The sequence below is a fragment of the Pseudomonas sp. RIT778 genome (assembly GCF_019718735.1).
GTDB classification, from domain to species: Bacteria; Pseudomonadota; Gammaproteobacteria; order Pseudomonadales; family Pseudomonadaceae; genus Aquipseudomonas; species Aquipseudomonas aphyarum.
On sequence record NZ_JAIHBA010000015.1, the window covers coordinates 113022 to 131338 of the forward strand.

At 60.8% G+C, this 18317-nt stretch carries 23 protein-coding genes; 22 read left to right on the forward strand and 1 reads right to left on the reverse strand.

Annotated features, from left to right (window positions below; all coding sequences use genetic code 11):
- Window positions 1-648, reverse strand: coding sequence for a LexA family transcriptional regulator (locus tag K5E37_RS11815; RefSeq protein WP_221533904.1), 648 nt, complete (start codon window positions 646-648; stop codon window positions 1-3).
- 98 nt (window positions 649-746) lie between these two features.
- Between K5E37_RS11815 and K5E37_RS11820 the strand changes: the two genes are divergently transcribed.
- The 22 genes from K5E37_RS11820 to K5E37_RS11925 all read left to right on the forward strand — a co-directional run bounded on the left by K5E37_RS11820 (window position 747) and on the right by K5E37_RS11925 (window position 18314).
- Window positions 747-980 carry a hypothetical protein gene (locus tag K5E37_RS11820; RefSeq protein ID WP_221533905.1) on the forward strand — a complete coding sequence of 78 codons (234 nt, stop codon included), beginning with the start codon at window positions 747-749 and terminating at the stop codon, window positions 978-980.
- 333 nt (window positions 981-1313) lie between these two features.
- Window positions 1314-1832 (forward strand): phage regulatory CII family protein, encoded by a 519-nt coding sequence (locus tag K5E37_RS11825; RefSeq protein WP_221533906.1) that lies wholly within the window; start codon window positions 1314-1316, stop codon window positions 1830-1832.
- Entirely contained in the window at window positions 1825-2052 is a 228-nt protein-coding gene (locus K5E37_RS11830; protein ID WP_221533907.1) for a TraR/DksA family transcriptional regulator, read from the forward strand. The genes K5E37_RS11825 and K5E37_RS11830 overlap by 8 nt, the downstream gene beginning before the upstream one ends.
- Complete coding sequence (locus K5E37_RS11835; protein ID WP_221533908.1) at window positions 2042-4258, forward strand: VapE domain-containing protein; 2217 nt, start codon at window positions 2042-2044, stop codon at window positions 4256-4258. Before K5E37_RS11830 ends, K5E37_RS11835 begins: the two co-directional genes overlap by 11 nt.
- Window positions 4251-4610 (forward strand): hypothetical protein, encoded by a 360-nt coding sequence (locus K5E37_RS11840; RefSeq protein WP_119739013.1) that lies wholly within the window; start codon window positions 4251-4253, stop codon window positions 4608-4610. The genes K5E37_RS11835 and K5E37_RS11840 overlap by 8 nt, the downstream gene beginning before the upstream one ends.
- Before the next feature lie 526 nt (window positions 4611-5136).
- On the forward strand, window positions 5137-5481 hold the full coding sequence (locus K5E37_RS11845; protein ID WP_095139908.1) for a phage holin family protein: 345 nt from the start codon (window positions 5137-5139) through the stop codon (window positions 5479-5481).
- A 165-nt stretch (window positions 5482-5646) separates the two neighbouring features.
- On the forward strand, window positions 5647-6237 hold the full coding sequence (locus K5E37_RS11850; RefSeq protein WP_221533909.1) for a terminase small subunit: 591 nt from the start codon (window positions 5647-5649) through the stop codon (window positions 6235-6237).
- Window positions 6238-6241: 4 nt separating this feature from the next.
- Window positions 6242-8275: a phage terminase large subunit family protein gene (locus tag K5E37_RS11855; RefSeq protein ID WP_221533910.1), complete on the forward strand. Its 2034-nt coding sequence runs from the start codon at window positions 6242-6244 to the stop codon at window positions 8273-8275.
- Between the two features lies 1 nt (window position 8276).
- The gene (locus K5E37_RS11860) at window positions 8277-8483 is read left to right on the forward strand and encodes a phage head-tail joining protein (RefSeq protein WP_221533911.1); all 207 of its coding nucleotides are present in this window, start codon (window positions 8277-8279) and stop codon (window positions 8481-8483) included.
- A complete protein-coding gene (locus K5E37_RS11865; protein ID WP_221533912.1) occupies window positions 8483-9967 on the forward strand; it encodes a phage portal protein in 1485 nt (494 codons plus the stop codon). The genes K5E37_RS11860 and K5E37_RS11865 overlap by 1 nt, the downstream gene beginning before the upstream one ends.
- On the forward strand, window positions 9964-11106 hold the full coding sequence (locus K5E37_RS11870) for a head maturation protease, ClpP-related (protein WP_221533913.1): 1143 nt from the start codon (window positions 9964-9966) through the stop codon (window positions 11104-11106). The genes K5E37_RS11865 and K5E37_RS11870 overlap by 4 nt, the downstream gene beginning before the upstream one ends.
- Window positions 11103-11447, forward strand: a complete 345-nt coding sequence (locus tag K5E37_RS11875; RefSeq protein WP_221533914.1) for a head decoration protein — start codon at window positions 11103-11105, stop codon at window positions 11445-11447. Before K5E37_RS11870 ends, K5E37_RS11875 begins: the two co-directional genes overlap by 4 nt.
- A gap of 64 nt (window positions 11448-11511) precedes the next feature.
- Entirely contained in the window at window positions 11512-12507 is a 996-nt protein-coding gene (locus K5E37_RS11880; RefSeq protein WP_221533915.1) for a major capsid protein, read from the forward strand.
- Window positions 12508-12509: 2 nt separating this feature from the next.
- Window positions 12510-12830 carry a hypothetical protein gene (locus K5E37_RS11885; RefSeq protein ID WP_221533916.1) on the forward strand — a complete coding sequence of 107 codons (321 nt, stop codon included), beginning with the start codon at window positions 12510-12512 and terminating at the stop codon, window positions 12828-12830.
- Window positions 12827-13483 carry a hypothetical protein gene (locus tag K5E37_RS11890; RefSeq protein WP_221533917.1) on the forward strand — a complete coding sequence of 219 codons (657 nt, stop codon included), beginning with the start codon at window positions 12827-12829 and terminating at the stop codon, window positions 13481-13483. The genes K5E37_RS11885 and K5E37_RS11890 overlap by 4 nt, the downstream gene beginning before the upstream one ends.
- A gap of 1 nt (window position 13484) precedes the next feature.
- Window positions 13485-14006 carry a hypothetical protein gene (locus K5E37_RS11895; protein ID WP_221533918.1) on the forward strand — a complete coding sequence of 174 codons (522 nt, stop codon included), beginning with the start codon at window positions 13485-13487 and terminating at the stop codon, window positions 14004-14006.
- Window positions 14003-14590, forward strand: coding sequence for a phage baseplate assembly protein V (locus K5E37_RS11900; RefSeq protein WP_221533919.1), 588 nt, complete (start codon window positions 14003-14005; stop codon window positions 14588-14590). Before K5E37_RS11895 ends, K5E37_RS11900 begins: the two co-directional genes overlap by 4 nt.
- A gap of 55 nt (window positions 14591-14645) precedes the next feature.
- The gene (locus K5E37_RS11905) at window positions 14646-14909 is read left to right on the forward strand and encodes a hypothetical protein (protein ID WP_221533945.1); all 264 of its coding nucleotides are present in this window, start codon (window positions 14646-14648) and stop codon (window positions 14907-14909) included.
- A 5-nt stretch (window positions 14910-14914) separates the two neighbouring features.
- Window positions 14915-15241 (forward strand): GPW/gp25 family protein, encoded by a 327-nt coding sequence (locus K5E37_RS11910; RefSeq protein WP_221533920.1) that lies wholly within the window; start codon window positions 14915-14917, stop codon window positions 15239-15241.
- Entirely contained in the window at window positions 15238-16122 is an 885-nt protein-coding gene (locus K5E37_RS11915; protein WP_221533921.1) for a baseplate J/gp47 family protein, read from the forward strand. Before K5E37_RS11910 ends, K5E37_RS11915 begins: the two co-directional genes overlap by 4 nt.
- Window positions 16123-16728, forward strand: a complete 606-nt coding sequence (locus tag K5E37_RS11920; RefSeq protein WP_221533922.1) for a phage tail protein I — start codon at window positions 16123-16125, stop codon at window positions 16726-16728.
- Complete coding sequence (locus tag K5E37_RS11925) at window positions 16725-18314, forward strand: phage tail protein (protein ID WP_221533923.1); 1590 nt, start codon at window positions 16725-16727, stop codon at window positions 18312-18314. The genes K5E37_RS11920 and K5E37_RS11925 overlap by 4 nt, the downstream gene beginning before the upstream one ends.
- Window positions 18315-18317 lie beyond the last annotated feature (3 nt).

The window sequence follows — 18317 nt, forward strand, 5'->3', positions numbered from 1 at the left end:
TTACAAGTCGGAAATTTTCCATCGTGCACGACCACAGATGATCCATTCTTCTGACATTCTAATGATTCTATCTGGCCAATCTGGATTGAGGGCGTATAAGTATTGCTCATCGCCTTCCTGTTTGAGTTGTTTAAGCGTTGCTGCGTGATCACTAGTTCTCTTGGCTGCTACGAAATGACCTGGTAGCGCTTCTAGAGCAGGGTCGATTACAACCTTGTCGCCTTCTACAAATTTCGGCTCCATGCTTATGCCTTCCACTCGCAGGATAAAGGCACGTGGACCTACAGGGCCTGGAACTTCGATCCACTCCTCTGCATCTCGCGGATCAAATTGGCTGTCTTGAGCGCACCAAGCTCCAGCAGCTATTGAGCCGATCACTGGCACTCGTCGTCCGGTATGGCTTAACGGCGTGGTGTTACTGAACTCGCCTACCCCAAAAGGTAAATCTAAGTAGCCGTCATGGAGACCTAGGGCCTTTTCTATTTCGCGAGCAATTCGATTGCCAATCCCTTTCGTGGGGTTTTTACCTCCGAAGGCACTCACCTGAGCGGGCGCTTTTCCGAGTAGGTCGGCGACATCTGTAAGGCGTAGGTGCCTTTCGGCTAGAAGCCTTCGGAAATTGTGCAGGCGGGTATCTGAAATTTTCATTTGACGATTTTGTCTGAATTAACCTTTTAGGTGAATGTCCTTTTGGGTGTTGATAAAAATAACCTAAAAGGTTAAATTTGGTTTCGGAGGACAACCATATGAAACTACGCGAATACATCAATCAGTTGGATTCAGAGGCACTTGAGGCTTACGCCGCTCGTTGCCGAATCGCAGTGAGCTATCTGCGTCTGCATGTCAAATATGCGAGCAAAGATCCTAGCGTTTCTTTGATCAAGTCTCTGGCCCGTGAGAGTCAAGGTATCGTTGGTCTCGCCGACGTGCTTGATCATTTCGGTATCACTGAGTCCAACCAAGGCAGCAAAGCAGCATAGATAAGAAAAAGGCGACCCAAAGGCCGCCCAGTTCCTCCCGCCACGCACCACCACAGCGCTGTCGGGTCGCGATAAAAAGGTAGGCGGGCACACCACATGCAACCACCTCCCATTATCGCGCTTTTCCAAGGCTCGGAAGCCTTGGTGTTGCTGCCTTTTCCACCACAGATTGGGCAGCTGTTGCGCCAGGGGTGAGCAACGGATTGCTCGCCCCGGCACGGTGCCGGTGTCGATCCCGAAGATCTAGCCGGCGTTTGGGCCCTTTCAAGCCACGCGGCAAATGTATCACCACTGCATGCCGCGCGGCACTGGCAACTTACAAGGATTAATGCCATGAGCCGTATCATTCTGAGCTCTCTAGACCGGGCGCAGCGGGAAGTTTTGCCGCTCGATCTTGCGCTTTACCATGCTGCACGGGATTACCCCGGCGGCGCCGCTGCTATCGCCGCCACCACCGGCCGAAATGCGACCACGCTGCAGCACAAGCTTTCCCCAACCCACCCAAGCCACACGGTGAATATTCAAGAGTTCGGCGAGATTCTGGAGCTGACCAAGGATCGCCGCATTCTGGATGCGGTGCATGCGCTGGTTGGTGACACGACCTGGCAGGAGCTGGCTGAGGCGTACACCAACGACATGCCTGAGACGTTGACCACCGGCATCGCGGAATACTTCCGCAAGGTGGCAGATCTGGCGGACACCTGGGCCAGGAGCATTGGTGACGGTGTCGTCACTGATGAGGAACTGGCCGCAATTCGCCTGCAGGTGTTTCGTGGGATTCAGGGGCTGTTGGGGATGTTCAACCGCGCCACGTATGTCAACCAGACGACGCGGGGTATTGATCGTGGCTGACATTGCGGATTTCGCTAATGACCTGGTGTTGGAGCGTGTTGATCAGGCGCTCGCTGCACGCAATGCCGCCAAGCCTGCCTTGGCGGCGCATTCGTTTCTGTTTTGCGAAACGTGCGATGAGCCGATCCCGGAAGCTCGTCGTTTGGCGCAGCCAGGCTGCACGCAGTGTGTGGGGTGCCTTGCCATCGAGGAGATGATGGAGGCTCGCCATGCTCGATGAAGTGTTGGGGCAATTCGCGGATTACGGTCTGGAGCCTGCGCAGCCATTGGTGTTCGGTAAGCTTACCCGGTGTAAAACAGCGCAGGACAAGGGCAAGGAAAAGAATGGTTGGTACATCGCCCACGAGCATCGCACTGAGAAGGGCGAAACGCTGATTTTTGGCGCGTTCGGTGATTGGCGTTCGGGTGAGTCGCAGAAGATCAAGGTCAAGGCCGGGCGGATGTCGCCGGAAGAGCGTGAGGTCATGCGCGCTCGGCAGGAAGAGGCGAAGCGCCGGGCTGCGGAAATCGCAGCCAATGCATCGCGCCGTGCGGCGAAACGTGCGGCGGGTATGTTCAAACGCATGCCTGAGAAGGGCCGAAGCGACTATCTGGATCGTAAGCAGATCGTCGGTTTCGGTGTTCGGTATGCGCCGCGCACGGGTGCGTTCCTGGTGCCTATGTGCAACGTGCGTGACGAGATTGTCGGCCTGCAGGTGTTGTATCCAACCAAACAGGAAGACACCGGTCGGGACAAGTCGTATTGGCCCTACGGGATGTCGAAGGAGGGCGCTTTTCACCTGATCGGTCCGCATCCTGATCCGGGCGAACCGGTGCTGGTGTGTGAGGGCTATGCCACGGGCGCAAGCCTGCATATGGCGACGTCGCTGACCGTGGCCATCGCATTTGACGCCGGCAACTTGCTGGTGGTGTGCAAGGCGATGCGCGAGCGTTTCGCCGGTTGCCCGCTAATCATTTGCCGGGATGACGACTGGAAGACCACTAAACCGAATGGCGATGCGTGGAACCCTGGTGAAGAGAAGGCCAACAACGCGGCGCTGATCGTCGGTGGCCAGGTGGTTGCGCCGATCTTTTCCGGGGAGCGGGAGATCAAGTGGACCGACTTCAACGACCTGCATGTCGCCGAGGGCTTGGAGGCGGTGCGCCGTCAGGTGCTGGCGGTGGTCAAGCCGCCGGCTGCTGGTGGTTGGAAGGACCTGCTTGCTCGGAGTGAAAGCGGTGCGCTGATTGCGCATATGCAGAACGTCGAGTTGATCCTGGCGAACGATGAGCGCTGGGCCGGGGTGATCAGTTACAGCGCGTTCAGTTCGAAGATCGTGAAGCTGCGTGCGGCCCCGTATGGCGGCGGCACGGGCGATTGGGCGGACATTGATGATGTGCGGGTGATGAAGTGGCTCGCGCAGCAGTACAACTTGCGGGTGAAGGCGTCACATGTGATCGAGGCGGTTAGCGTGGTTGCGCATGACCATGCGTTTCATCCGGTGCGGCAGTACCTGCGCAAGCTTGAGTGGGATCGCGTGCCGCGCCTGGAGAGCTGGCTTACGGACGTCATGGGCGTGAAGGCCACCGATTACTCGAGCAAGGTCGGCAAGCGCTGGATGTTGTCGGCGGTGGCACGGGTGATGAAGCCGGGCTGCAAGGCTGACTCGGTGATGATCCTTGAAGGTGCGCAGGGCGCTGGTAAGTCTACGGCGATGAGCATTCTCGGGGGCGAGTGGTTTATGGATACGCCGTTCGCCCTCGGCGACAAGGACGGCTTTCAGGCGATCCGGGGCAAGTGGATCGTCGAACTGGGCGAGCTGGACAGCTTCAACAAGGCTGAAAGTACCAAAGCCAAGCAGTTTTTCTCGGCGTCGACGGATACTTACCGCGAGAGCTATGGCCGTCGCACGATGGACGTACCGCGTCAGTGCGTGTTCGTGGGGACGACGAACCAGGACGAGTATCTGAAGGACGCGACCGGTAATCGGCGGTACTGGCCGGTGGCGTGTACCAAGGTGGATCTGGAGCTGTTGCGCTCGATCCGCGATCAGCTGTGGGCCGAGGCGGTGTTCTGTTACGACGCAGGCGACCTTTGGTGGGTGACGTTGGATGAAGCGGCGATGTTCGGCGAAGAGCAGGACGAGCGCTTTGTGGTGGACGAATGGGAAGGGCCGATTCTTACCTGGTTGGAAGAATCCCAGATCGGCGAGACCACCACCGGCAGTGAAGTGCTGAGCAGTGCGTTGAAGTTGGACTTCGGGCATTGGGGCAAGCCGGAGCAGATGCGCGTCGGGGCGATCATGCATCGGTTGGGATGGCGACGTGTTCGGATGCCGCCGTTGGTGAAGAGTGGCCTGCGGCCGTGGGCTTACAAGAAACCGGCAGGTTGGGGCGGTGCTTCGGCGTTGAAGCGGGAACCGATTGAGGAGCCGTGCTTTGATTAAGGAGATCGATTCGCTGCTTCGGTTGTGGGCGCAGGAGCTGCATTCCGAACATTCGAAAGGGGGGCTTGCTGGGGGGAACATGGTTGCCATGATGATGGAGAGCAATGGGCAACTGATCCGTGGACGGCGGGCCTTCCGTGCGCCGCTGGAGAGTTCTCTCGACATCGAGCTGATCGTGACCAAGCATCTGGCGCCCGAGCTGGTGACGGTTGTGCGGGAGCATTACTGCACGCTCGACGTTGATATGCGCTTGCGGTACGCGCACTGCGGTTGTGGCCGTGACACGTACTACCAGCGTTTGCATGAAGCACACCTGCAGATCTTCGGAGTGATGATGGGGTTGGCTGCGTGACCCCTGGCATTCGTCCGGCTGTTGCTGTCCCACTGGCCCGTCTTGTCCCGCTGCGTTTTGATGCAGTGGGACAGGTGCGGGCCTTGTCGTTGTTGGGCTGTCCCACTGTCCCGCTGCAAAGTGCCTCCCGCCCGTGTAAGCGTAGCGGGCAGTAATACGCGCGTTTCACGCGCATGCGTGTTCTTTAAATTCTTCCTTTACACGAGAAAGGAAAGAAATAAGTAGGACAGTGGGGCGAAGCCCTGAATTTAGGCGCTCTCAGGCGTCCCACTTTGATTCTGAATGGTGGGACAGATGGGACGCCGCCGACACAGCAGAATGCCGGGGTGGGATATTCGCCGACATTCGCTAGGCGTTCACCCGGTGTTACCCACTTATTCGCCGGGTGGCATTAAACCGGGGTTGCTGCCACCGGAATCGACCTGTAAAAAGTAGTCATCTTCGATAGGTGCGACCGCAGAGAGCGGCGGGCACCACACCACCAAACCCGGCCATTGCGCCGGGTTTTTGCGTTTAGGGGTTGGCGATGACAAACGAGCAACAAGCGCTGGCAGAGATGCCGATCTGGTTAGTGATCGTCCTGGCTCTAGTCGGCGGCGTATCGGGGGAGATGTGGCGGGCCGACAAGGATGGGGCGCGGGGCTGGGCGTTGTTGCGCCGCCTCGCGCTTCGGTCCGGTGCCTGCATTGTCTGCGGGGTGTCGGCGATGATGCTGATGATCGCCGCCGGCATGACGATCTGGACGGCGGGCGCCTTGGGCTGCCTGACGGCAATGGCCGGTGCCGATGTTGCCATCGGGTTGTACGAGCGCTGGGCCGCCAAGCGGCTGGGCGTCTGCGAAGTCCCGCCAGCCGGGGGCGAGCAGGGGTGATGCACTGATCTGGGGCGTCGAAAACCGCCGGGGACCCTAGGGGTATCGGAAGGACACGGGGTCGGAAACCCGCGGGACTGTGTTAGCGGACGGTTCACCAGCTTAGTGAACTGAGGTGAACAGGTGAACTGGCGGTGAACTCGTCGGTGAACTGGAGAATTAACCATGACAATCATTAGCAAAACGGAGTTTGCGGCCCGGCGCGGTTGGGCCAAATCCTATGTTTCCAAATTGGCCAGTCAGGATCGACTGGTGCTCACCGCAAACGGCAAGATCGACTTGGAAGCCACTGAGGCGCTGCTCGATAGAACCAGCGACCCCAGCAAGGCTGCCGTCGCCGATCGTCACCAACAAGATCGGATTCAGCGTGACGTTTACAGCCAACTGTCGCCCCTGACGGAGCCGACTTCCACGGCTGCGCCGCCGCAGTTGATGCCGAGCGACGGCAAACACCCCGATTACCAGAAGTCCCGCGCACTGCGTGAGCACAACATGGCCAAGCTGGCTGAGATCGAGCTGGGCAAAGCGCAGGGTTCGCTGGTGTCGAGGGAGGCGGTCGAGACCGGTGCTTACGATGCCGGTCGCTTGTTGCGCGATCAGTTGTTCGGACCGCTGCCTCAGCTGTCCTACGACCTGGCTGCAATGACGGATCCCTGGCAGATCGAAAAACACCTCACCGCGACAATCCGTCGAACGCTGGAAGAAGCCGAGCGCCTCTCTTCAGCGGATCTTGAACATGCCTTAACAGCGAGCTGAACCTATGCACACGGAGTTTTCTGACGGTGCGCAGGTGTACCGTGAGAACTACTTTCGTGGCCTGCGCCCCGACCCCGATCTCTGGATCGACGAATGGGCCGACGAGTACATGCGGATCCCGCGAGACACCGGCGCCCCCGAGCCCGGCCAGTACCGCACTTCACGGACACCTTATGCCCGCGAGCCAATGCGTTGCCTGTCGCCGGCTCATCCCTGCAGGCGCGTGGTCACCATGGTGGCCTCGCAGTTGATGAAAACCCAGATCGCCCTGAACTGGATGGGCGGCCTGATCCATATGGCCCCCTCGAACATCCTGGCGCTGCTACCCAGCCTCGGCTTGTCCAAACGGGTATCGGGGCGGATTAGCAAGACAATCCAAGCCACCCCTGTGTTGCGCGAACGGGTCGCGGCCACTCGCTCGCGGGACGCACGCAATACGATGGACACCAAGGAATTCGAGGGTGGCTCGCTGTACGTCACCACCGCCGGTTCAGCGGCCAACCTGTCGGAGCTGTCGGCACGCTACATTTACGGCGACGAAGTGGACCGTTGGGAGAACGACGTCGGCCAGGAGGGTGATCCCATCAAGTTGGCAGAGACGCGGGCGACGAACTTCGGCCGCAACGCCAAGATCTACTTTTCCAGTTCACCGACAATCAAAGGCGCCTCGCGGATCGCTGATCTGTTCGAGTCCAGTGACCAGCGCCACTACTATGTGCCTTGTCCGCACTGTGGGCACATGCAGGTGCTGGAGTGGGAAAACCTGCTCTATTCCGCCGATTTCAGCGTCGTGCATTACAAGTGCGCAGCGTCCGGGATGGACTGTGACGTGCTGATCGAGGAGCACTATAAGAGTGACATGCTCGCCCGTGGTGAGTGGCGTGCGCATGCCAGCGGCGACGGCAAGACGGTGGGATTTCATCTCAGCGCCTTGTACTCGCCGACAGGCTGGATGGACTGGACCTCGCTTGCCATTGAGTTTGAAGACGCGAAAAAAGCCCAGGCCCAAGGTGACACCAGCTTGATGCAGGTGTTTTACAACACTCGCCTTGCCAAGGTTTGGGATAGCGCACTCGAACAAACCAAGGCTGAAGTGCTGATCGCTCGGGCACGACTGGAGACCTACACCCTAGGCACAATACCCGCCGGTGTGCTGATGCTCACCGGCGCCGTCGACGTACAGGCCAACCGCCTGGAAATGATGGTGATGGGTTTTGGCGTCGGCATGGAGCGCTGGGTGGTCGATCACCAGGTCATCTGGGGTGACCCGGCCGATGAGCGAACCTGGGCTGTACTGGACGAAAAACTCAAGGCTCGCTATCGGCATCCTTGCGGAGTCGGCTTGGGCATCCTTGCCGTTGGCGTCGACTCCGGCGGTCACCACACCGATGAGGTCTACCAGTTCTGCCGCGTGCGACGTTGGCGCAACGTCTTCGCCATCAAGGGCGCGAGCAAGCCGGGTAGGCCGGTCATCGCACAACGCCCGTCCTTGGTTGACGTGACTTGGAAAGGCCAGACCGAACGCAACGGCGCCGAACTGTGGTTTGTCGGCACCGACACCGCGAAGGACTGGATCTACAACCGCTACCCGTTCCCGGACGGGCCGGGCTCGCTGCACTTTGCCAGTGACCTGCCGGACGAGTTCTTCGCCCAGTGCGTCGCCGAACGCAAGGTAGTGCGCTATGTGCGCGGCCACAAACGCATCGAATGGGTCAAGGGCAAGGCTGAGCGCAACGAAGCGCTCGATCTGATGGTGTACTGCCTCGCGATGGCGCACTACCTCGGCATCAATCGCTACCAGGAACACGACTGGGATCGGGTGCGCCAAGCGCTGGCTCAGTCCGGTCTGTTCGACGATGCCTTGGGCATCAAGCCGGTTCAGGGGGAGCGCGTCGACGAAGGCGCAACACCTGAACCTGCAGCTGTGCGACAGGCTCAAGCCGCGCCACCACCACCTGCAGCGCCGGTCGTGCAGACACGCCCAGCCGCACCCCCTCAACGCCGCAGTTCAACCAGCGGTTATCTGAAGAGACGCTGATATGTCCTTTACCCAGAAACATCTCGACGCTATCGAGCGCGCCATCGCACGCGGTGAAAAGACCGTGCGTTACAGCGACCGAACGGTGGAGTACCGCGACGTCGACGAACTGCTCCGCGCTCGTGAAGAAATCCGCAGTTCACTAATCAGCGCTACCGCTCCGCGCTCGCGGGTCGTGCGGCTCAGTCACGGAGGCAAAGGCATCTGATGTCTCGACAATTTCCGGCACTGTCTCGTAGCGGATTTTTGCTGCCATCGAACATTAAGGCCAGTTACGAAGGCGCCGGGGAGGGCCGTCGTTCGGCCAGTTGGGATGCCTCCGATAACGGCATCAACAGCATCAACACTCCGGCGCTGCGCAACTTGCGCGCCCGTTCGCGGGCAGCGGTACGCAATGACCCGTATGCAGCCAACGCGATCAACAAGCGCGTCAGCAACTTGATCGGCACCGGCATCACGCCGCGCCCGAAGATCAAAGACGAAGAACTGCGCAACCTGTTCCAGGAGTTTTGGGACGACTGGGTCGACGAGTCGGATGCCGACGGCCTCTGCGACTTCTACGGTCAGCAGGCCTTGGTCGCGCGCACCGTCGAGACGGCGGGCGAATGCTTTGTTCGATTACGTCCGCGCGGTCTGGACGAAGGCCTGGTGATACCTCTGCAACTGCAGACGCTGGCGCCTGAGTTTGTGCCGCACGACAAATTCGAAACCACCCGCGACGGCAACATCATCCGCGCCGGGATCGAGTTCAACCCGGCCGGTAAGCGAGTTGCCTATTGGATGTACCGCTCGCACCCACGCGACGCGTCGTCGCTCAACAGCGGATACAACCAACTGGTGCGCGTCCCGGCCAGCCAGGTGCTGCATATCTTCGAGCCGCTGGAACCGGGTCAATTGCGCGGCGTGCCACGCATGTCGCCGGTCCTCAAGCGCTTGCGCAGCCTGGACAACTACGACGACGCGGTGCTGTTCCGGCAGGAGGTGTCCAACCTGTTCGCCGGCTTCATCAAGCGCCCGTCGCCGGACATGGGCCAGGTACCTCGCGATCCGGTCACTGGCCAATTGATCACCACCGACCGCGATGGCTTTACACCGATGGTGGCGCTGGAACCCGGCACCATGCAGGAGCTGGGCGCCGGTGAGGAGGTTGAATTCTCCAAGCCGCCGGACGCCGGCAACAACTACCCGGACTTCATGCGTCAGCAACTGATGGCCGCAGCAGCCGGCACCGACACGCCTTACGAGATCCTCACCGGTGACATGAAAGGCATCAACGACCGGGCGCTGCGTGTGGTGCTCAACGAGTTCCGGCGACGCCTCGAACAGCTGCAATTCAACGTCTACATCCACCAGCTCTGCCGGCCGGTACGTGCCGCCTGGTTGGACATGGCGGTGCTGGCCGGTGTGATTGAGCTGCCGGACTACGCCAAGCGTCGTCGTGAATTTTTGCGCACGCGCTGGGTGCCGCAAGGCTGGGCCTACATCCAGCCGGTGCAGGACGTGCAGGCGCGAATGCTGGAGGTCAACGCCGGGTTCGGTTCACGCAGTGAGATGTGCCTGCGCACCGGTTACGACGCCGAAACGGTTGACGCGGAAAACGCCGCTGACGCTCAACGTGCTCGCGACTTAAAACTCAATTACCGAACGCTCGTCGAGGTCGAAATCCACCCTGACGACCAGGAGAAACCATGAAACCGCCGTTCCCTCTACGGATCTTCAACAAACTGGACGGGCAACTGCCCGTGCAAGACAAACACTGGTACAGCCTCCGGGCCAGCGGTGAAGCCGAGCAACGCACTATCGAGGTGTACGTCTACGGTGAGATCGGCACCTGGGGTATTACTGCCAATCAGTTCGTGCGCGATCTGGCTGCGCTGGATGACGGTACTTCACCGATTGTCGTGGCGTTCAACAGCATCGGCGGCGACCTGTTCGATGGTCTGGCCATTCATAACGCCCTGTCGCGATTGGGCGAGCGCTGCACCGGCCGCGTCGATGCCCTCGCGGCGAGCGCGGCAAGCGTCGCGGTCTGCGGTGCCCACCGGGTGGTAGTGGCGGAAAACGCCGCGCTGATGATCCACAACCCGTGGACGTACGCCTCGGGTGATGCCGAGGATATGCGCAAGGTCGCGACCGCACTGGATCAAGCGCTGGAGCTCATCATCACGGCCTACAGGGCAAAGGCGCCAAACATCGATGAGGTCGAGTTGCGACGCCTGGTCAATGCCGAGACGTGGCTCACAGCCCGCGAAGCGGTGGCTCTCGGCCTGGCTGACGAAGTTGGCGACGGTGTGCAGATCAAGGCGTGTCTGGGGCAGGGCACGGTGATGCAGAAATACCAGCACACGCCCCAGGCATTGCTGGATCTGCTGAATGAACCCACGAAACCGACCGAATCGGTGATCGACGATCCTGAACCACCGGCACCTGGTGCGGATGCGGCGGCGCTGGCTCTGCTGATCAGCAAGTCCTGTAACCAAGGCGGGATGAGCAACTTGATCGAGCCACTGCTGGCCACCACCAAGTTGGTTGATGAGGCAACCGTGAACGCCGCGATCACCCAGGCCAAGTCGATACGCGATCTGTGCGTGGCCGCCCGGTTGCCAGAGTTCGCGGTGGAGTTTGTGCAGGCCGGACTGGATGCCAGCGCCGTGCGTGCGCGGCTCTTCGACAAAGTCGTAGGGAAAGGCGGGGGCTTCGAGATCGACAACAGCCTGCCGCAGAACGAAGACCCTGCTCCCAAAATTCAAGCCAAGCAACCCGATCCGTCCTCGATCTGGGCTGCCCGTCAGGCCGCACAGTCCACAATCTCGAAAGGAGCAAGACCATGACCTCTAAACTGGAACCGATGCACGCAGGCGAATTCCTGCTGTCCGAGGGCGCCGGCAACATCTCGCGTGAAGCGATCAACGTCGCGGCCGGCCCGGCGCTGGAGCCCGGACAGATTCTCGGGCTGGTGACCGCGACCAGCGAATTTGCTCCGTACCATCCGACCGCCGAAGACGGTACGGAGAATGCTGTCGCGATCCTCTACGGCCCGCTCGGCGAGTCGGACGTCGTTCGTCGCGGGCGTGCCGTGGTACGACTGGCCGAGGTCAGCGAGGCCCACCTGACCGGCCTCGACTTGGCCGCTGAGAAGGCTCTGGCCGCGCACTTCCTGATCGTCCGCTAAGACGTTCCTTCTTTTATATGCATCCCGCCGCGTGCGGGATTTTTCGTTTCTGGAGAGTACACCCATGGCCGATATCGCCATTTTTGAAGACGACGCCTTCAGCGTCCCCTCGCTGACCGCCGCGATCAACGAACAGGAATACCTGCCGGGCCGGATCAGCAGTCTCGGACTGTTCCGCGAGGAAGGCACCACCAACCTTACGGTGCAGGTCGAGAAGGACGGCGACACCCTCGCACTGGTGCCGGCTGGTGAGCGCGGCAGTTCGGGCCTGGTGGTCGGTGGCAGCAAGCGCAACCTGATCCCATTCAATACCGTGCACCTGCCGGAGCGCTTCACCATCAAGGCCGACGAGATTCAAGGTATCCGCGCCTTCGGTACCCGCACTGAGCTGCAATCGGTGCAGGACGTGGTCAACCGGCGCCTTGCCAAAGCACGTCGACAGATCGATGCCACACACGAGTTTCAACGCATGGGCGCGCTCAATGGCCAGGTGCTGGATGCCGACGGCAAAACCGTGCTGCTGGACATCTACAAGTCTTTCGGCGTCAACCGCCAAAAGATGCCTATGGGTTTGGGCAACCCTGAAACCAACGTGCGGGTGCGTGCCGGTGAAGCGTTGGACATGCAGGAGGAGGCACTGGGCAGTGTGACCAGCTCCGGCTCCCGCGCCTTCTGCGGCAAGAACTTCTGGAACAAGTTGGTCGATCACCCATCGGTGAAAGAAACCTACCTCAATACCTTGCAGGCGGCGTCTCTGCGTGGGGATGCCCGTGAAAGCTTCGAGTTTGGCGGGATTGTCTGGGAGCGCTACCGGGGCAAGGTGGCAGGCGTGCAGTTCGTACATGACGACAAGGCCCTTTTGATTCCCGAGGGCGTGCCGGATCTGTACATCTCGGTCTTCGCCCCGGCCGACTACATGGAGACGGTCAACACCGAAGGTCTGCCTTACTACAGCAAGCTCGAACCGCTGCCATTTAACAAGGGCGTGGCCGGTGAAGCCCAATCCAACCCGCTGCACCTGTGCACGCGACCACGCGCGCAGATCCTCTTGGAACTCTGATCATGTCCTTCCGAGAGCTGCTGGAAGACATTGACGACACGGTGTTCGAAACGCTCGGCGACACGGCTCGGATCGAGGGCTACGACGAACCGGTGCTCGGCATGTTCGCTGCACCGTGGATGCAACCCAAGATGGGCAGCCTCAAAACGGCGTTGCGCGAGCCGAAGTTCGAGATCCGTGTCCGTGATTCGCACGGCCTGAAAAAAGGGCTGCTAGTCACCGTTGATTTGCCGGCGTTGGATGGCGGCGGTGACTACGACCTGTTGCAGCTGGAGCCAGGTGGTGACGGTCTGGTCGCCTTGATTCTGAGGAAACGGCCATGAGTGTCGGCAGCTACTTCAAGCCGTCGGCCGGCGGCGGGATGATTTCGCTGCAGACTTCGGCCGCAGACCTGAAAGGCTTTCAGGATTTCGCCGCCCTGGTGCCGAAAGCCGCTGCTGCTGCACAGCGGCGAGCCATCAACAAAACGTTGCGATGGCTCGCCACGCACATTGCTCGCGCCGTTGGCCGACAGGAGCGCATTGCGGTTGCTGCTGTGCGGCAGCGGCTGCGAGCTTACCCGGTCAGCGGTGGAGCGAACAGCGGCAAGCTGTGGTTCGGCCTCAATGCCATGGAAGCCAGCCGCATCGGCCGGCCCCGACAGAGCCGGTCCGGTGTGTCGGTGGCAGGGCGCCGCTTTCAGGGGGCGTTCTTCAAGAAGGTCTACGGCAACAGCGCGGACGTCTGGATACGTACAGCCAGCAAGCATTTCAACGCCAGTGACTACCCCGACAGCGATGTCAGCGGGGCGGGCGGAGCCAGTTCCGGCTGGATCGCTGAACACGGCAGCCGCTTTCCGCTGGCGAAAGCCAAGGTGTCGCTGGAGCAGGCGCGACCACACTTCGAAAGCTGGATCCGCAAGGCCGACGAACAGTTGCTGCACGTCCTGCAGCAGGAACTCAACTTCGAACTGCAGAAGCACCTGAGGGGGAAATGAGGTGACCGATCAAGTCGACGAGCCGTTCAGTCTTGAGCAGCTGTATCACGCCATTGAGCGGCGCATTCAGGATCACTTTCCGGGCCTGAAGGCGGTGGCCATTTGGCCGAATGATTTGGACCGTTTGCCGTTGCCGGCGGTGCTGATCGAGCTGGCCGAGATGGAGCCGGGCCTGGATCCGGGAACGGGCGAAACCGGATTGGCCTGCAAGTTCGAGGCGCGGGTGATCACCGACCCCATCCAGCCGGATCACCATCAGCAGGCGGTCTTTCTGGCCGGCCACCTCGCCGCGCTGCTGCGTTTGCAGAGCTGGGGTGTGGCGGTCGAACCGGCCGAGTTCGTGCAGTCCATGCCGGACTGGACGAAGCCCGAGCTGGACGGCTACACCGTCTGGGTCGTGGAATGGACGCAGCAGATTTACCTCGGCGAGTTCGAATGGCCATGGCCGGATCAGCCACCGGGCACCCTGGTGCTGAACATCGAACCGGGCGATGGTCCGTTCCGTCCGGAGGACGTGTCATGAGTTCCGGTTACGTCGCCGCACAGCACGACCGCATGCTCGCCGGCCTGGTCAAGGATTGCTACGTGGTCGCGGTTGACCTGACCTCGTCACCGCCGGCCTGCCGCGTTTCGGACGGTGAGTGGGTCAGCGGCTGGGTGCGCTGGCACAGCGTTGCCGCCGGCAAGGCGCGGCACTGGCGGGCGCCGAGCCTGAATGAGCAGGGTACCCTGATAAGTGCCAGCGGCGATGTGGCCCAGGGCACATTCATTCCCGGCCTGTACGGCAACGGCGGCCCGCCGCCGGACAACCGCGACCACGTCGAAGTCTGGCATTTCGAGGATGGTGGGCGCCTGGTCTACGACTGGCAGGACAGCATTTACAGCATCACCCTGCCCACCGGCACGGTCAGCATCAAGGTTGGGACGACCCTGGCCGAAGTGACCGACAACGCCGTCACCGTGAAGTCGGGAACGATCGATCTCGAAGCCACAGTGAACATCAAGGGCTCGGTCAATATAGACGGACCGCTGCATGTCACGCAGAACATAACCAGCGACGGTGCGATCCTGGACACCACCGGCAACACTGCCAATCACAAACACTGATAACCCATTCCACCCAGCCCGCCGCGCGCGGGCTTTTTTATGCCTGGAGATACTCATGACTAAGGCCAAACCTGAAGTCGAGGCGCTCGCGGAAGCACAGCCAGTATCAGGACTTGTCCCTGTTGCTCAGGGATTCCCCGGCAATGCCTCTGACCAGTTCATCACGTTCCTCGACACCCTCTACAGCTCGCGCACCGTCATCCTCCCGGACGGTCGCACGCTTCCCGTGATCAAGAGCCTGGTCTCGGTCAAGGCGGGCGATGACATCGCGCTTAAGTGCCTCAAGGCCCACCCAGAATACGAGCAGCTCAAGGAGTAGACCCGATGATCGGAATGGATCGCCACACCGGGCAGCCCATCTCCGGTATCGAGCATTTACGTCAGTCGGTTGGAGACATCCTCGGCACACCGCTGATGAGCCGTCGTGAACGGCCGGAGTACGGCAGCAAGCTGCGGCGCATGGTCGACCTGCCCATCAACGAAGGCTGGAAAAGCGCGGCACAGGCTGAGGCCGTGCGGGCGCTCAACCAATGGGAGCCACGGCTCAAGCTTGAGCGCGTTGTGGTGGTTTCCGTTTTGGGCGGGCAAATCAATTTCAAGATCAGCGGCGAGTACCTCGGTGAGCGCGGCACGTTGGAGGTGTGGGTATGAGTACCCTGGTGGATCTGTCTGAGCTGCCGGCGCCGGACGTGCTGGAGCCGCTGGACTTTGAGGATACCTACAGCGAAGCGCTGGGCGTGTTCCGTGGGCACATGGGTCAGAACTGGACGGCCTCGCTCGAAAGCGACCCGGTGACCAAGCTGCTGGAGGTCGGCAGCTACATCAAGCTCGGCAATCGGGCGCGGGTCAACGACGCGGCCAAGGCCCAGTTGTTGGCCTATGCCACCGGCGCTGATCTGGATCACCTGGCCGCCAACGTCAATCTCAAGCGCCTGGTAATCCAGGCAGCGGATCCGTTTGCTCTGCCGCCGGTGGAGGCGGTGATGGAGTCCCACGATGCATTGCGTGAACGGGTGCAACTGGCCTATGAAGGGTTGACCACGGCCGGGCCGCGCAACAGCTACATCCTGCATGCTCGGAACGCCTCGGCGCTGGTCGCCGACGCCACGGCGGAAAGCCCGGCGCCGGCCTGCGTCGATGTCACGGTGCTGGGACTGGAAGGCGACGGCACGGTTGGGCCGGAGTTGCTCGCCCTTGTCGCTGCGGCTGTGAATGACGATGACGTGCGGCCGGTTGGCGACCGCGTCACCGTGCGCGGCGCCGAGATCCTGCGGTATCGCGTCGACGCCGTGCTGCACATGAAAGGTGCCGGCCCGGAGAACGACGCCGCGCTGACGGAGGCGATCCGTCGACTGGAATCCTGGATCAATCCCCGGCGCCGGCTGGGCGTCGAGGTGGCCCGGTCCGGTGTCGATGCGCAGCTGCATGTCGCCGGCGTCGGCCGGGTGGAACTGAAGGATTGGCAGGATCTGAAACCCACCAAGGCACAGGCCGCGTACTGCACGGGTTACACCGTCGTGCTGGGAGGTTGAATGCGCAGTCTACTACCGCTCAACAGCACGCCGCTGGAACGGGGTATCGAAGCGACCTTCGCCGAGACCACGTTGATCCCATTGCGCACGTTGTACAACCCGGACACCTGTCCTGTTCATCTGCTACCGCATCTGGCCTGGGCCTGGTCAGTCGACCGCTGGGATCCGGCTTGGCCGGAGCCGGTCAAGCGCGCCGCGATCAAGGCTTCGTTCTACATACACAAGCACAAGGGCACCATCGGCGCGCTGCGCCGGGTGGTCGAGCCCTTGGGTTACCTGATCGAGGTGCTGGAGTGGTGGCAGACCGCGCCGGAAGGCGTGCCCGGCACCTTCGCCCTGAAGGTCGGTGTGTTGGACACCGGCATCACCGAGGAAATGTACCTCGAACTCGAACGCCTGATCGATGACGCCAAACCCGTCAGCCGGCAACTCACTGGCCTGGCCATCAGCCTTGAAACGCAAGGCAACTTGAACATTGCAGCGTCCCTCTACGAAGGCGACGAAATCGACGTCTACCCGCCTGTGATGCGTGACATCGAAGTCACGGGCAGCTTCGGCGTGATCGGACGCGAACACTCCATAGATACCCTGGACATCTATCAATGACTGATGCGAATTCTCAGTTTTTCGCCATTCTCACAACTGTGGGAAAGGCCAAACAAGCGAACGCCGACGCGCTCGGCATTCCCTGGCTGATCACCCAAATGGGCGTCGGGGACGCCAACAACATCGATCCGGTCATTCCTGCTGAAGGGCAGACCAGGCTGATCAACGAATGGCGACGCAAGCCGTTGAACCGGCTGTTCGTCGACCCGGTTAACCCAGCAGTGCTGATCGCCGAGCAGATTATTCCGGCCGATGAGGGCGGGCGCTGGATCCGCGAGATCGGCCTGTACGACGCGGACGGCGATCTGGTGGCGGTGGCCAACTGCGCGCCGAGCTTCAAGCCGTTGCTGTCACAGGGCTCGGGCCGCACGCAGATCGTGCGCATGAACTTCATCGTCACCAGCACTGGCAACATCCAGCTCAAGATTGACCCGGCGGTGGTACTGGCCACGCGTGCCTTTTTCGAAGCGGCGATTCTGGAAGTGCTGCCGAAGAACAAGACGCCAGGCCAGTTCACGCGGGTCAAGGTCAATGATCGCGGGGTTTTTGTGTCGGGTGATAACCCGAGCACGCTCGCCGGTATGGGCATCATGGACACCTACACAAAGCCAGAAATCGAATCGATGATCGCGCAGGCCTCCGCCTTGCCGGTCGGTGCCACCGTGGCGTTTCCGCTAGACAAGGTCGCGCCCGGGTTTCTGGAACTGGATGGCAGCGTCAAGAGTATTGCGGTCTATCCCGATCTGGCGACGTTCCTCGGCACGGCTTTCAACAAAGGCGATGAGGGCGCCGGCAATTTCCGCTTGCCGGATTCGCGCGGCGAGTTTCTGCGCGGCTGGGATCATGGGCGCGGTGTGGATGTCGGCCGTGTTGTGGGTTCTTTGCAGAAAGGTACGGTTACAGTCTTCGACAGTAACCAGTCCGTAACTCCCACGGTGGAGGTTGTGGCGGCAACGGTTGCAGCGGCGCAGGCTGATGTATTTGTTGCGAGCGACTATCCAGGCGTCAAAAGGTCGGTAGTCAATACTGGGGTGCAGCCATACCCTGATTTTGCTGACGCTGGTGTGATGCGCCCGCGAAACATGGCGGTGATGTGGTGCATCAAGGCCTGGAACGCGCCGATCAATCAGGGAAACATTGACATTCAGGCGCTGGCAGCCTTAGCGACGCAGGCCACTGAGATCAAGCTCGGTACGGCCAAGATCGCTACGCAGGCGCAGACTGACGCGGGTGAAGATGACGCCACTATCGTTACGCCGAAAAAGCTGCGGATGGGGGTTTCGTGGAACTTCGGCGTCAATGGCTGGTTGGCGCTGCCGTCGTGGCTGGGCGGGCTGATTATTCAATGGGGCGGTGCAACAGCTCAGGTGGGCACGACCATTACGCAAAACACCTATGCGTTTCCAATGGCCTTTCCAAATCAGGTTCTAAGAATTCTGGGTTATCGAAGTTCCGAAATGCAAAACGGAAACGCGCCTACGACCGATCACTTTTTTACAGCAAATCTCCTTAACTGGACGGTCACTCACGTCCGTTCTCAAGGGAGTCTTGCAATTCCATTCGTCTATCTGGCCATCGGTCGCTGAGGT

Bases quoted from the DNA above. Each gene is read 5' to 3' on its own strand.
- K5E37_RS11815 (WP_221533904.1), bottom strand. From the start codon at position 648: ATGAAAATTTCAGATACCCGCCTGCACAATTTCCGAAGGCTTCTAGCC.
- K5E37_RS11820 (WP_221533905.1), top strand. From the start codon at position 747: ATGAAACTACGCGAATACATCAATCAGTTGGATTCAGAGGCACTTGAG.
- K5E37_RS11825 (WP_221533906.1), top strand. From the start codon at position 1,314: ATGAGCCGTATCATTCTGAGCTCTCTAGACCGGGCGCAGCGGGAAGTT.
- K5E37_RS11835 (WP_221533908.1), top strand. From the start codon at position 2,042: ATGCTCGATGAAGTGTTGGGGCAATTCGCGGATTACGGTCTGGAGCCT.
- K5E37_RS11845 (WP_095139908.1), top strand. From the start codon at position 5,137: ATGACAAACGAGCAACAAGCGCTGGCAGAGATGCCGATCTGGTTAGTG.
- K5E37_RS11850 (WP_221533909.1), top strand. From the start codon at position 5,647: ATGACAATCATTAGCAAAACGGAGTTTGCGGCCCGGCGCGGTTGGGCC.
- K5E37_RS11855 (WP_221533910.1), top strand. From the start codon at position 6,242: ATGCACACGGAGTTTTCTGACGGTGCGCAGGTGTACCGTGAGAACTAC.
- K5E37_RS11860 (WP_221533911.1), top strand. From the start codon at position 8,277: ATGTCCTTTACCCAGAAACATCTCGACGCTATCGAGCGCGCCATCGCA.
- K5E37_RS11865 (WP_221533912.1), top strand. From the start codon at position 8,483: ATGTCTCGACAATTTCCGGCACTGTCTCGTAGCGGATTTTTGCTGCCA.
- K5E37_RS11870 (WP_221533913.1), top strand. From the start codon at position 9,964: ATGAAACCGCCGTTCCCTCTACGGATCTTCAACAAACTGGACGGGCAA.
- K5E37_RS11875 (WP_221533914.1), top strand. From the start codon at position 11,103: ATGACCTCTAAACTGGAACCGATGCACGCAGGCGAATTCCTGCTGTCC.
- K5E37_RS11880 (WP_221533915.1), top strand. From the start codon at position 11,512: ATGGCCGATATCGCCATTTTTGAAGACGACGCCTTCAGCGTCCCCTCG.
- K5E37_RS11885 (WP_221533916.1), top strand. From the start codon at position 12,510: ATGTCCTTCCGAGAGCTGCTGGAAGACATTGACGACACGGTGTTCGAA.
- K5E37_RS11890 (WP_221533917.1), top strand. From the start codon at position 12,827: ATGAGTGTCGGCAGCTACTTCAAGCCGTCGGCCGGCGGCGGGATGATT.
- K5E37_RS11900 (WP_221533919.1), top strand. From the start codon at position 14,003: ATGAGTTCCGGTTACGTCGCCGCACAGCACGACCGCATGCTCGCCGGC.
- K5E37_RS11905 (WP_221533945.1), top strand. From the start codon at position 14,646: ATGACTAAGGCCAAACCTGAAGTCGAGGCGCTCGCGGAAGCACAGCCA.
- K5E37_RS11910 (WP_221533920.1), top strand. From the start codon at position 14,915: ATGATCGGAATGGATCGCCACACCGGGCAGCCCATCTCCGGTATCGAG.
- K5E37_RS11915 (WP_221533921.1), top strand. From the start codon at position 15,238: ATGAGTACCCTGGTGGATCTGTCTGAGCTGCCGGCGCCGGACGTGCTG.
- K5E37_RS11920 (WP_221533922.1), top strand. From the start codon at position 16,123: ATGCGCAGTCTACTACCGCTCAACAGCACGCCGCTGGAACGGGGTATC.
- K5E37_RS11925 (WP_221533923.1), top strand. From the start codon at position 16,725: ATGACTGATGCGAATTCTCAGTTTTTCGCCATTCTCACAACTGTGGGA.